Origin of the sequence: Zunongwangia profunda SM-A87 (genome assembly GCF_000023465.1) — a bacterium.
In the GTDB taxonomy this organism is placed as follows: domain Bacteria; phylum Bacteroidota; class Bacteroidia; order Flavobacteriales; family Flavobacteriaceae; genus Zunongwangia; species Zunongwangia profunda.
The window spans coordinates 1,841,421-1,854,896 of sequence record NC_014041.1; the positions used below are offsets into that span (position 1 = coordinate 1,841,421).

Consider the following 13,476-nt stretch of genomic DNA (forward strand, 5'->3'; position numbering starts at 1 on the left):
TTGCTGGCACAAAGATTGACTTTTAGAGAGCGAAACAATGAATAAAATATTAAATCAACGTATAAAGTTATGAGTAAGATAATTGGAATTGACTTAGGTACAACTAACTCCTGCGTTTCAGTTATGGAAGGTAACGAGCCTACGGTAATCCCTAATGCCGAAGGTAAAAGAACAACTCCTTCTGTAATTGCTTTTGTAGAAGGTGGTGAAATAAAAGTTGGGGACCCTGCAAAAAGACAGGCAGTAACCAATCCAGAGAAAACTATCGCTTCGATTAAAAGATTTATGGGAAATAAATTCTCTGAATCTGAAAGAGAAGCAGGCCGTGTGGCTTATAAAGTTAAAAAAGGAGATAACGACACTCCTCGTGTAGATATCGATGGTCGTCTTTACACTCCACAGGAACTTTCTGCAATGATCCTTCAGAAAATGAAGAAAACTGCTGAAGATTATTTAGGGCAGGATGTTACTGAAGCTGTTATTACAGTACCAGCTTATTTTAATGATTCTCAACGTCAGGCTACCAAAGAAGCTGGTGAGATCGCTGGTCTTAAAGTAAGACGTATTATTAACGAACCAACCGCTGCGGCACTTGCTTACGGTTTGGATAAAAAGTCTACCGAACAGAAGATTGCGGTTTATGACCTTGGTGGTGGTACTTTTGATATTTCTATCCTGGAACTAGGGGACGGTGTATTTGAAGTATTATCTACAAATGGTGATACCCACCTTGGTGGTGATGATTTTGATGAAGTAATTATTGATTGGTTAGCAGATACATTCCAGAAAGCTGAAGATATTGATCTTAGAAAAGATCCTATGGCGTTACAGCGTCTAAAAGAAGCTGCGGAAAAAGCTAAAATCGAGTTATCTTCTTCTTCTCAAACAGAGATCAATCTACCTTATGTAACTGCTACAGCTAGTGGACCAAAACACTTGGTAGAGACATTAACAAGATCTAAGTTTGAGCAGTTAGCAGCCGAATTAGTGACTAGATCTATGGAGCCAGTTAAAAAAGCGCTTCAGGATGCAGGTCTTTCTAAAAGTGATATAGATGAAGTAATTTTAGTAGGTGGGTCTACACGTATTCCTAAAATTCAGGAAGAAGTAGAAGGTTTCTTCGGAAAAAAACCTTCTAAAGGTGTTAACCCAGATGAGGTAGTATCTATTGGTGCTGCAATTCAGGGTGGTGTATTAACAGGAGATGTTAAGGATGTATTGTTATTAGATGTAACTCCACTTTCTTTAGGTATTGAAACTATGGGTGGTGTAAACACTAAGCTTATTGAAGCGAATACTACTATTCCTTCTAAAAAGTCACAAACATTCTCTACCGCAGCAGATAATCAGCCATCTGTAGAAATTCACGTATTACAGGGTGAGCGTCCAATGGCGGCAGATAATAAAACTATTGGTAGATTCCATTTAGATGGTATTCCACCAGCACCAAGAGGAACTCCTCAAATTGAAGTAACTTTCGATATCGATGCCAACGGTATTATTAAAGTAAGTGCTACAGATAAAGCAACCGGTAAATCTCAGGATATCCGTATCGAAGCTTCTTCTGGATTAACAGAGGAAGAAATTGCTAAAATGAAGCAGGAAGCTGAAGCAAATGCCGATGCCGATAAGAAAGCGAAAGAAAAAGTAGATAAGCTTAATGAAGCTGATGGAATGATTTTCCAGACTGAAAAGCAATTAAAAGAGTTTGGAGATAAACTTTCTGATGATAAGAAAAAGCCTATTGAAGATGCTTTAGCAGCACTTAAGAAAGCTTACGAAACTAAAGAAGTTGAAACTATTCAGCCAGCTTTAGACAAATTGAACGAAGCATGGAAAACAGCCTCAGAAGAAATGTATAAGGCACAAGCTGAAGCTCAGGGAGGCGCTCAACAAGGAGCAACCGGAGCTGAAGGAGGTCAAGCCGGAGGCGGAGAAGCCAAAGGTGGAGACGATGTAGAAGATGTTGACTTCGAGGAAGTGAAATAAGCTTCATCCAGATATTTTATAAAAAGCCGCTGATTTTTCAGCGGCTTTTTTTGTACGCAACCTTTTAGCATTTTTGCATCTGCTTAGAAATCAATTAAATATTATGATCAGAAAATTTTCAATCTTAGTTTTAGTCATTTTACTCTTTTCGTGCTCGGGTGATGACGAAGGTCTTAGAGCTAATTTCAATGATTTTGAAGCGATATCTGCAGCCTACCCATTTTCTGATATTCAGGCTGATGACCCAATCACTTATTTTGAATATATCCAGTCGATGCCAGATTATGAAGATCCTGGTGATCCAACTTCATTAGTATATCGCAATAATGTCCACTATTCTTTTGGTGAAATTTGTGCAGATGCCGATTGTAGAACTGCATTTTACAATCTACAAGCAGATGCTGGTTTTATTACTGGGTGTTTGCCTTCATATTGCTTTTATTACATTAAATACCAAACACAAGAGGAAAGTCATGTAGCTACTTCTAAAGAGGATGTTCTTGATTTTCTTGGAGAAATAGATACACCGGGTGAAGCCTTACTTGTTGCCAGAGCTAATGATTATTATTGGTCTGTAAATAATAAAAATAATGGTGCTATTAAAGAAATTCAGGATGGTTTCGAATTAATTGTAATGGAAACGGTAAGCTATTGTTTACCTTTTCAAACTAATCGATTTCATCTTAAAGTAGATCGACAGGGAAATATAACAATAGTTTCTGAAGAGATCGCAGAGATAGGTGAGAATTCCTGTGTATAATTCGTTTCTATATAAAGAAATTATAACCCAAATAAGCAATATTGAATACCAAGAGCATCACAAAGCATACTATTGTAAATATTCGGTAATTTTTACCGGGACGGTCGGCTTCTGGCATTTCTTTGCCGGTAACTAATTTGTAATTAAACCAAGCGAGTATAGGTGCAGATAAAAAAGATAATCCCGCGGCAAAATCTACCAGAATAGTAAATGAACCTGAGGTAAAGTATAGAATGGCTAAAGATAGTATTGGAATGATAAGGATTGATATTTTATAAAATTGCCAGCGTTTTTTTCGATTATCGGCTTCAGCTTCACTTGACTTTTCTGGATAAAATAATTCAGAAATTACCCTGGGATACGCATCAGTCACCGTAATTACAGTACTTAGCATGGTTACAAAAGCAGCTATGGCAATCACCGGTTTACTCCATTCTCCCAATGTTTTTCCGTAGAGATTAATAAGTTGCGAAGAAAATTCTACACTATTACTGCTAAAGCTTTCGCCACTTCCAAACATCACCAAAACGCCAAGTAAAAAGAACAATACTCCAATAAAACAAGCCGATAAATAACCAATATTAAAATCTAAAAAAGCACCTTTTAAACTAAGCTTCTCTCTATTTTCGTGTGCTTTTTCTTTGGTCCAGATCGAATGCCAAACGGCAGCATCTAAAGGAATAGGCATCCAGCCCATAAATGCAATGATAAAACCGAGGCTTGCGGTAGTCCACAAAGGCGGAACTTCAACAGTTTCTATCGGTTCTTTTTGAATCCCCAAAGCCATGCAGACCGCAGCTAAAGTAGCAAGTGTAAGTAAACTAACAATAATTTTCATGCTTTTATCTAACCCCGGATATTTTCCTATTAATAATAAGGCAATGCTAGCTCCAAAAATTATAAAACTCCACGTAAATGGCGAAAGTCCAAAATTAAAAAGGCGTTCTGCCAAACCAGCTGTTACGATAGTTACTGCCGCCTGAATAATAAACATGCTGGCAACTGTAATAAATATGAATAGCAAATAAGGAATCTTACCCAGCTGCTTATATCCGGTAATTAAATGTTTCCCGGTTCCGGCTACATATCTGGGACCAAACTCCAAAAAAGGATATTTAGAAATACAGGCCAATAACAACGCCCAAATAAGAATATAGCCATAATCGGCCCCGGCACGAGTAGATTGTACTAAATGGGATACACCAATGGCAGCTCCCGCCAGTAAAAATCCCGGACCGATATTCCTTAAAATTGAAGTCTTTTTTGTTTTTACTGGGCTTTTTTGTGATTTCATGATGTTTCTAAATCAGATTCAGCGAAAATATTTAAAATTTTTAAGAAAAAATTGAAATATGAAGAGTTTAAAGGTTACAGAAAAGCTTTTACGTTTTCAGCATTCAGCGAAAAACTAAATATTATTTATTAATAATTTTTTACTACTCACTAATCACTGCAAATGTGACTTTATATTGCGACTGCTAACTGTGACAGACTTCTCGATACATTTTATTTTTTCGCTGCGCTACAAAATAAAACACTCGAAGTGATATTTTTAGAATTTGTCATCTTATGTTTGTGATGATTAGATTTACGTGAAATAATGATTACATTTTAATAGAAAAAGGGAAAGCAATAGAACCTGGCTTTGTCATCTCGACCGAAGTGGAGAGATCTTTTTTGAAACAGGATAAAGATTTCTCGACTTCACTTCGTTGTGCTCGAAAAGACAAATTATAATCAAAGTTAGCAGAAAAGCTTTTAGGTTTTTCAGCATTCAGCGAAAAACTAAAAATTATTTATTAATAATTTTTTACTACTCACTAATCACTGCAAATATGACTTTATATTGCGACTGCCAACTGTGATAGACTTCTCGATACATTTTATTTTTTCGCTGCGCTTCAAAACAAAACACTCGAAGTGATATCTGATTTAATTCAAAATTCAAAATTTTTCACCTTGGCTCCAGCTTACCACATTTTCAAATTACGAAAGCATCACATCATCACATCATCACATCATCACATCCTCACATCACCAAATTTTCAAATTAACTCAGTTTTTCGATAATGTCAGTATTAAATTCGTGTCCGCCATCATAAGTTTGGAGCTCGAAATTATAAGGGAAAAGGGATTTTAGTCGTGTTTCTTCAACTTCAATAATACCTTTTTTAAGATATTCGTCTTGTGTTCCGTAGAGATAAGTGACTTTGGTATCTTTCAGGAACGCAAAGTCTTTAGCAGTTAATTCAGCAGGAACTTTTCCAGAGTGTAAAATCAGTTGGGCGCAATTTATCTTTCGTTGCGCCAAATAACGAGTGGCTACAGAAACACCTTGCGAATAGCCCAAAACGATCAAATTGGGAACTTTTGCTAAATTTTCTTCCATAAAAACTTCATCTAAATAATTTAGGACATTATCAATTTCAGCCTCTAAATTCTCCCGCGTTAGCCAGGAAGCGCCTACATGTCTATAATCAGATTTTAGATAATATTTAGACTGCGCCTGTGGCGCGATAATGTAGTTTGCATCGGCATCAAGATGATTAAAATGCCGAATAAAATATCGGCTTAAATAGCCAATGCCATGGCAAACCAGCCACACGTTTTTTGTCTTTTCCGTAAACCTGTTTAAAACACTATAGGTATTGGTGATTTGGTAAGAAACCTGTTTTTCGCGGCTCATGCTGTAGATTCAATTTTGTACTTTTACAAAGTAATTAATCGTATTGCTATGAACAAAGAAGAAATCCTGGGAATGTGTGCAATAATGTGTAAAAACACATTAATGGAAACCTTGGATATTGAATTTATCGACGTAGGTGAAGATTATTTAACCGCCAAAATGCCGGTGACGCCAAAAGTACATCAACCCGATGGAGTGTTACATGGAGGCGCGAGCGTTGCTTTGGCAGAAAGCGTAGGAAGTGCGGCATGTTATTTATTTTTAGATACCAAAGATTTTGTGATTCGCGGAATAGAGATTTCTGCTAACCACATTAAAAGTATTAAAGAAGGCCATGTTTTTGCCAAAGCTACTTTTATCCATAAAGGGAGAACCACACAGCTTTGGAATATTCATATCACCGATACCGAAGATAATTTAATTTCGCTGGTAAAATTAACCACCATAGCATTAGCAAAAAAGAAATCATGATGCAAGCGATGGCGTTTTTTAACGTACTAGAAGATCATATCCATAAAAACTTAGCATGTGTAGCTTATCGAAAACCAGATGAAAATGTGATTAAGGCATTTTTGCAAAAAGATAAGCAATCGCATAAAACCACCGATTTTTCTGAAAGTGGATTTGTTTTTTCTGATTTCTGCGGAAGTGAGAGTTTATTAATCCCTAAAGATCAATCTGATGTGATTAGTACCGAATATGAACCAGAACATTCATTAAAAGAAACTTTAGAATACGTTCCTGAAATCACGAATTCCCGCGAACAAAAAAAGCACGAAGAGCTGGTGGCTAAAGTAATTGCTGAGATTAAAATGGGAAATATGAAAAAAGTGGTCTTGGCCCGAAAAGAGCAAAGTCCATCACAACTTTCAGCACTCTCTATTTTTAAAAATCTGTTACAGCATTATCCAAAAGCATTTTGTTATGTATGGTCACATCCAGAAAGCGGACTTTGGATTGGAGCTACACCCGAAACTTTAGTTAAAGTAGAGCGAAACCGCTTTAAAACGATGGCCCTTGCAGGAACACAAGCGTATAAAGGAAAGATAGAAGATGCTGCCTGGACGCCAAAAGAAGTTGAGGAACAGAAAATTGTCTCAGATGAAATTGTACAGAAATTAAAGGATTTTAAAGTAGCTTCTGGCGTAATTAATCTTAGCGATCCTTATACCGTAAAAGCCGGAAATCTGCTTCATATTCGTACTGATATTTCAGGAACTTTAGAGAATGATAATCTCTCTAATTTGTTAGAAAGTTTACATCCAACACCTGCTGTTTGTGGTTTTCCCAGGGAAAAGGCCAGAGAATTTATTTTGGGGAATGAATATAGCGATCGTGAATTTTATTCGGGATTTCTTGGTGAAATTAACTTAAAGCAGGAAGTAAAGCGAAATTCGAATCGCCGAAATCAGGAAAATCAGGCGTATGCCAGCATTCTAAAGCAATCGCAGATTTTTGTAAACCTAAGGTGTATGAAATTAGTTGAAGGCGAAGCTGAAATTTTTATTGGTGGCGGCATCACAGCCGACTCTAATCCAACAGCCGAGTGGGAGGAAACGGTAAATAAAAGTTATACCATCAAATCTGTTTTAGTGCATCAAGACTGAACGAAAAATTAGATCCCACAGGCCCTATAGCTATACGGATAAATCTGTGAACTTTATCAAGTCTTCTATATAAAAAAATCAGTTAAATCCTTTTTAAAGAGGTATGGAAGTCTGCTTTAAATCGTAATTTTGGGATATAATTTTAATACGCGGTAGATTTTAAAACTCCCCACAAACTTCCGCTCGCAAAAAAATAAAATTTGTGAAATACTCTAAAATACCTTTAGCACGTAATGTGGTTTCCCTTTGCGTTTCAAAAAATATAAAACACGTAGTCATATCTCCCGGTTCGCGTAATGCGCCGTTAACAATAGGGTTTACGTATCATCCCGACATTAAATCTTACAGTATTGTAGACGAGCGTTGTGCGGCCTTCGTGGCATTAGGTATGGCTCAGCAATTGCAACAACCGGTAGCGCTGGTATGCAGCTCAGGCTCTGCACTACTAAATTATTATCCGGCAATCTCAGAGGCATTTTATAGCGATATTCCGCTTGTGGTCATTTCTGCAGACCGTCCCATTGAGCGTATTGATATAGGGGATGGGCAAACTATAAGACAGAAAAATGTATATGAGAATCATATTCTGTATTCCGCCAATTTATATTCTGAACTGGTTTTAGAATCTCAAATCATTGACAAAAAACTGCTACAAAAACAGTGGGAAGCGCAGAAACATAACGAGCGTGAAATTAATTTAGCACTGAACAAAGCTATAGAAGAAAAAGGCCCGGTTCATATTAACGTACCTTTTTATGAGCCGCTTTATGACACAGTGGAGAATATAGAGGTAAATCCTATCGAGATTTTTCCTGAAATAACAAAACGGCATTATTCGAAGGAAGAGCTGCTGGCATACGCCGAAATTTGGAATAAAGCCAAACGGAAAATGGTCATTGTGGGTGTAGCGCAACCTAATGCAGTTGAGCAAAAATTCCTTGAAAAACTAGCGAAAGATGATTCGGTTATCGTATTTACTGAAACCACATCTAACTTACATCACGAAGAATTTTTTACCAGGATCGACACGATGATTGGGCCGATCGAAAAAGACGAAAATATGCAGGAGCTTTTTGAAGCTTTAAGACCTGATATTTTACTGACTTTTGGAGGAATGATCGTTTCTAAAAAAATAAAAGCTTTCCTGCGGAATTATAATCCCAAACATCACTGGCATATTGATTCTAAAAAAGCTTATAATACATTCTTTTGTCTGAACAAGCATTTTGAAACATCGGTGAACGATTTCTTTCTGGAGTTTTTTCCGCTAACTACGAAAATCGATAGTGATTATGGTGAATTTTGGAAAAATATACGTCAAAAACGTCAGATAAGACATGATGCCTATATGGATGAGATTCCGTATTCCGATTTAAAAGCGATGCAACTACTTGTGTCCAAAGTCCCAGATAATTATATTATGCAACTGGCAAATAGTTCGACTATTCGCTATGCGCAATTGTTTAAATGGCCTCCTTCCTTAAGAATTTTTTGTAATCGTGGTACTAGCGGGATAGACGGAAGTATTTCTACGGCAGCGGGTTCTGCGATGGCCAGTAACGAGCCGGTGCTTATGGTTACAGGCGACCTTAGTTTCTTTTACGATAGCAATGCACTTTGGAATAAATATTTACCTTCTAATTTTAGAATAATTATTTTGAATAATTCCGGCGGCGGTATTTTTAGGATTTTGCCAGGGAATAAGAATAGCGAAAATTTCGAAAGCTTTTTTGAAACTGTTCATGATCTTAAAGCAGAACAATTAGCTAAAATGTATAATTTTGGATATAAAGCTGCATCCTCTGAAACTGAAATTAGTGAATCCTTAAACACATTTTTTGATGCTTCAGGACGCCCTAAGATTTTAGAGATTTTCACTCCTCGAAAAGTAAATGATAAGGTGCTTTTAGAGTATTTTAGTTATATGAAATAAAGACCGATGTTTGAAGAGGAATTGCAAGCTCACTATAAAAACAGAATTAACCGGGTTTTTGAATTTATAGATGAAAATTTAGAAGCCAACTTATCCTTGCAAAAACTTGCTGACATTGCCTGTTTTTCTCCTTTTCATTTTCATCGAATATTCAAATTTATAACGGGAGAGCGGCTTAACGAATATGTAAAACGAAGGCGTATCGAAAAATCGGCTCTGGAACTGTTGCATACAAATAATACCACTACGGTATTAGCACATAAATTTGGCTTTAGCGATAATTCATCGTTCTCCAAGGCTTTTAAAAACTATTATTCAGTAAGTCCAACTGAATTTAAAAAATTGAATCCACATAGACATAGCAAGATTCGACAACTTAATAGCAAAAACGGACAAGCCTATCCTGACTTCGAAAAATACATTTGCAGTATTACGAATCTTAAAAAATGGATAACGATGAATGCAAATGTTCAGATTAAAGAAATTCCTGAGATGCAGTTGGCGAATGTTTCTTGTTTAGGCTCTCAAAATCTCCAAGAAGCCTATGCAAAATTAATGCGATGGGCAACTCCTCAAGGTTTATTAAGTGAAGAAGCTAAAATGGTAACGATATATCATGATAGTTTTAAAGTTACTGCGCCAGAAAAAGTAAGAATGAGTGCCAGCATGATAATTAATTCACCTGTGGAAATAGCTGGTGAAATCAGGCTTACTTCGATTGATGCAGGAAAGTGTATTGTAGCCAATTTTACGATTGGAGTCCATGAATTTGAAAAATCATGGACCGGTTTATTTCTGTGGATGAATGAAAACGGATATAAAAAAGCCGATAGGAAACCTTTTGAGGTTTATCATAACAACTTCAATGAACATCCCCAGAAAAAAGCCATTGTTGACTTCTGCATTCCGGTTGAATAAAAGATAGGTAGGACTAAATCTGCTATTTTAATATAACGCTAAGGTTTCTTAAGAAGGTATTAGCGGTTTAAGAGAAGATGAATTGGTATCTTGTAATTAACCAAAAAACTTAATTATGAGTACTAAGACAGATGAACGCGTAGGGAAATACATTCAGGATTTTAAAGAAAAGATAGGTGAGGAGCCTGATGTTAACTTACTAAGAAAGATAACCGAGTATTTAGGCCCGGTGGTATTTAGAGATGATGCAGAGAAGATTGCTTCAAGTAGTGATAGCGAGCTAGAAACCGTAAAATCTAATTTTTTAGTAAAAAAACTTGGCCTACCAAACGATAGCAAATTAGATGTTGGCTTAAATGCCATGTTAGAAAAATATGGTAAATCCAACCGAAATAAATACAGAGCAATAGTTTATTATTTGCTTACCAAATACTTTGATAAAGAGTCTGTATTTGCCTAGTCCTGTGGATTAGTCAAGATTGAATCCGCTTTCTATTTTCAGGAAGCGGATTCTTTTTTTGTATTCCCCTAAAATTATAAAGTATCTTTGTTGTCTAAATTTATGTTATGCTGAATATTGGCGAAAACCATCGTTTAATTATTGATCGTGAAACCGAACCCGGTTTATTTCTAAAAAATGCGGAAGGGGATGAGGTATTATTACCTAACAAGTACATTCCTGAAAACTTTCAGTTAGAAGATGAAATCGAGGTTTTTGTGTATTTGGATCATTCAGAACGTCCCGTGGCGACAACTTTGGAGCCATATGTGAAGTTGGATGAATTCGCTTTTTTAGAATGTGTCGAGACCACCGATTTTGGTGCTTTTTTAGATTGGGGGTTAGAGAAGCATTTATTTGTGCCATTTAAAGAGCAGGTATATCCAATGCAAAAAGGGCATCGCTATCTTATTTTTTGCTATTTAGACGAAGACACTAATCGATTGGTAGCCTCTAGTAAAGTACATGCATTTTTAGATAATTCAGATTTAACTATAAAACCTTTTGAAGAGGTGGATTTAATTATAAGTAATAAAACAGATCTTGGTTACAATGTGATCATAAATGAAATTCATCTTGGTTTAATTTACAATGATGATGTCTTCCAGCCCATAGAAATTGGGGATCGCATCAAGGGCTTTATAAAGAAAACACGTAAAGACGGAAAAATTGATGTTACTTTACAGCGCCCCGGTTACCGAAGTATCGAGCCTAATGCCCAGGTGATTTTAGATAAGTTACAAGAAAATAAAGGATTTTTAAATATCACAGATAAATCTTCACCAGATCAAATAAAATCAGTGCTTAAAATGAGCAAAAAAAGCTTTAAACGAGCCGCTGGAAATCTTTATAAACAACGCCAAATTGATATAAAAGACGATGGTATTTATTTAAAACAGTAAATGTTTAGTAATAATAGCGATTAGTGCGGCGATAAGAATAAGGCGTGGTATAGAAGTTATTCATCTGGCTATTGTATAGGGAATTGTGGTAGCGATGAAATGGGTTATTGCTAAAGTTATTGTTATTAAAATTATTTATACCGCTATTCAATTGATCCTGTTGGTTGTTGCCGGTAAGCTGAATGGCTTTTTTTTCTCTTGGAGCACTTTGTGGTAAGTTGATACTGGCCAGGCGTTTAGCTTTAGCCAGTTCACGTTGGCGATTCTCTTCTTGAATCACCCCAACCATATCAAATTCTTCACGTTCATTTTGCACACCAATAAACCTTCCACTGGGTAAATTAGGATCATATACCAAAAATTGATTAGGGCGTAAGTCGGTTAAAACAGGAGCTAAGAATTGATCCTGATCAAGTTTAAGATGAACCGTTTCGGTAGCAGGTATTTCCTGGGCACATAATCCTGTGCTTAAAGTAAAAAGAAAAAGGATGCTAAGAAGATTTTTCATTTAACTGGAAATTTCCATAAAACTGTTCAAAAATTATGCTAAACTTAAAACAGACTTGTGTAAATTCAAAATTATTGTATTTAATTTTTATAACAGGTACTATTAATCATGTTTAGTTCATTTTTGGGATTGTAAAATTACTGTTATCATTTATCTTGGTTTTAAGGTAGTTATCGTTAAATGTTTTTACATTTAGGTTTTATGAAGCCAAACCATAAGCTCATTATGAAAAAATCATACTATTTTATAATATCTTTAGTTTTATTATCTGTTGTAAATTCCTTGTTCGCTCAACAAACTTCTGGGATCGTAAAATATAAAGGAGCCATTAATGAAGAATTCAGAAAGAGTTTTATTGAAGATTTCAAGAATAAAGATGTTGCTCCTGATATTAGAAAAGGGGTCGTAGAGATGTACCTTAATGCCCAGGAAGATACATATGAACTTCATTTTAAAAACCAGGAGTCTTATTTTCATTATATGAAGGAGTTAGAAAATGAAACAGGAAAAGGCCTAAAGATGGGAAGCAAAGCAGGAACTAATGAGTTTTATGTCAATTTAACCGACAAAAAAATTATTGAAAAAAACTCAGTTTTGGGTTTTTTGGAATACTCTGGGATACAATGGGATGTAAAGAATGTTACTAAAAATATTGGGGATTATAAATGTTTTAAAGCTGTTGGAACCGAAAAAAATTTTACCAGAAGTGGAGCGATTAAAGAGGAACAGGTGGTCGCCTGGTTTACTCCTGATATTCCTTTACAATTTGGGCCTAAAAATTATAACGGCCTGCCTGGGTTAATCCTGCAGATCGATAAAGAAAAATTTTCTATCCTTGCTACCCAAGTTATACTTAATCCCGACGAAAAAATTGAAATTGAAGCAATTAAAAAAGATGAAAAAATACGTTCAAGACGGGAGGCTTATCAGATAGCAAATGAGTATTATAAAGATGCCTACGGTAATTGATGGGTGATTTATTAAAATATCATTACAAACCAGCGAATTTTAAAAAATAGGGCTACTTTAGTCGAAAATATAAAACCAAATCTAATCATGAGAAAACTAATTTTCATCCTATTTGTAATTATAGGAACCAGCACTTTTGCACAGGAAACTGAAGGAGATTCTTTTCAGAAAAAAGCAGTGAAATTAATAGAATTGACTTCAGGGCAGCAGTTTGAAATCATTAGCGAACCAATAGTCAATCAGATTCCTGAAGAAAATCGTGTAGAGTTTAAGAAAGAACTTAAAGCAAGCCTGAAAGGACTTTATGTAAAACTAGCCGAAATTTATCGTGAAGAGTTTACGGAAGATGAATTAGATGAAATTCTTGCTTTTTACGATACACCGGTAGGTAAGAAGATGGTAGAGACGACACCAAAAGTAATGGAAAAAGCAATGACTGTGGGCCAACAATGGGGAATGGAACTTCAATCAATTATGGCCAAATACATGCAGTAAGCCATAGCTATAACGTATTTAAAAGCCTGGTTTATAAACCGGGTTTTTTTGTACAAGAGTTTTAAAGTTGGGAGATTAGAAAGTTAGAAATTGGGGTTTGAATATGAGCGATTTATGCCGGATTTAGGAAGCAAGAACCAGGAAACTAGAACCAAGATAATAGACTAAAAAATATTTTAAATTCTAAATCTTGAGAATGTCATTTCGATT

13 protein-coding genes are annotated in these 13,476 nt (G+C 35.7%); 10 read left to right on the plus strand and 3 right to left on the minus strand.

The genetic code is table 11. The features are described 5' to 3' along the window. The first annotated feature begins 69 nt into the window (after positions 1-69). Both dnaK and ZPR_RS08105 read left to right on the plus strand, forming a co-directional pair. Complete coding sequence (dnaK, locus tag ZPR_RS08100; RefSeq protein WP_041578791.1) at positions 70-1,989, plus strand: molecular chaperone DnaK; 1,920 nt, start codon at positions 70-72, stop codon at positions 1,987-1,989. Between the two features lie 103 nt (positions 1,990-2,092). Beyond that, positions 2,093-2,749: a hypothetical protein gene (locus tag ZPR_RS08105; RefSeq protein WP_013071186.1), complete on the plus strand. Its 657-nt coding sequence runs from the start codon at positions 2,093-2,095 to the stop codon at positions 2,747-2,749. 7 nt (positions 2,750-2,756) lie between these two features. Here the strand turns inward: ZPR_RS08105 and ZPR_RS08110 are convergent, their stop codons facing one another. Continuing rightward, positions 2,757-4,043, minus strand: a complete 1,287-nt coding sequence (locus ZPR_RS08110; RefSeq protein ID WP_013071187.1) for an NRAMP family divalent metal transporter — start codon at positions 4,041-4,043, stop codon at positions 2,757-2,759. Between the two features lie 756 nt (positions 4,044-4,799). Continuing rightward, entirely contained in the window at positions 4,800-5,435 is a 636-nt protein-coding gene (locus ZPR_RS08115) for an alpha/beta hydrolase (RefSeq protein ID WP_013071189.1), read from the minus strand. Between the two features lie 48 nt (positions 5,436-5,483). Between ZPR_RS08115 and ZPR_RS08120 the strand changes: the two genes are divergently transcribed. The 6 genes from ZPR_RS08120 (at position 5,484) to ZPR_RS08145 (ending at position 11,294) form a co-directional block, all read left to right on the plus strand. Next, positions 5,484-5,906: a PaaI family thioesterase gene (locus tag ZPR_RS08120; RefSeq protein ID WP_013071190.1), complete on the plus strand. Its 423-nt coding sequence runs from the start codon at positions 5,484-5,486 to the stop codon at positions 5,904-5,906. Next, on the plus strand, positions 5,903-7,042 hold the full coding sequence (locus ZPR_RS08125; RefSeq protein WP_013071191.1) for a chorismate-binding protein: 1,140 nt from the start codon (positions 5,903-5,905) through the stop codon (positions 7,040-7,042). Before ZPR_RS08120 ends, ZPR_RS08125 begins: the two co-directional genes overlap by 4 nt. A 202-nt stretch (positions 7,043-7,244) precedes the next feature. Next, positions 7,245-8,975, plus strand: a complete 1,731-nt coding sequence (gene menD / locus ZPR_RS08130; RefSeq protein ID WP_013071192.1) for a 2-succinyl-5-enolpyruvyl-6-hydroxy-3-cyclohexene-1-carboxylic-acid synthase — start codon at positions 7,245-7,247, stop codon at positions 8,973-8,975. A 6-nt stretch (positions 8,976-8,981) separates the two neighbouring features. Further along, complete coding sequence (locus ZPR_RS08135; protein WP_013071193.1) at positions 8,982-9,893, plus strand: AraC family transcriptional regulator; 912 nt, start codon at positions 8,982-8,984, stop codon at positions 9,891-9,893. Positions 9,894-10,008: 115 nt separating this feature from the next. Further along, positions 10,009-10,353: a DUF2853 family protein gene (locus ZPR_RS08140; protein ID WP_013071194.1), complete on the plus strand. Its 345-nt coding sequence runs from the start codon at positions 10,009-10,011 to the stop codon at positions 10,351-10,353. A 107-nt stretch (positions 10,354-10,460) separates the two neighbouring features. Then, positions 10,461-11,294 (plus strand): CvfB family protein, encoded by an 834-nt coding sequence (locus tag ZPR_RS08145; RefSeq protein WP_013071195.1) that lies wholly within the window; start codon positions 10,461-10,463, stop codon positions 11,292-11,294. 4 nt (positions 11,295-11,298) lie between these two features. On the opposite strand, the gene ZPR_RS08150 is transcribed toward ZPR_RS08145, so the two are convergent. Then, positions 11,299-11,802 carry a hypothetical protein gene (locus ZPR_RS08150; RefSeq protein ID WP_013071196.1) on the minus strand — a complete coding sequence of 168 codons (504 nt, stop codon included), beginning with the start codon at positions 11,800-11,802 and terminating at the stop codon, positions 11,299-11,301. Between the two features lie 225 nt (positions 11,803-12,027). On the opposite strand from ZPR_RS08150, the gene ZPR_RS08155 reads away from it, so the two are divergent. Further along, entirely contained in the window at positions 12,028-12,771 is a 744-nt protein-coding gene (locus tag ZPR_RS08155; RefSeq protein WP_187288268.1) for a GLPGLI family protein, read from the plus strand. An 87-nt stretch (positions 12,772-12,858) separates the two neighbouring features. Beyond that, positions 12,859-13,266 carry a DUF2059 domain-containing protein gene (locus ZPR_RS08160; RefSeq protein WP_013071198.1) on the plus strand — a complete coding sequence of 136 codons (408 nt, stop codon included), beginning with the start codon at positions 12,859-12,861 and terminating at the stop codon, positions 13,264-13,266. Positions 13,267-13,476 lie beyond the last annotated feature (210 nt).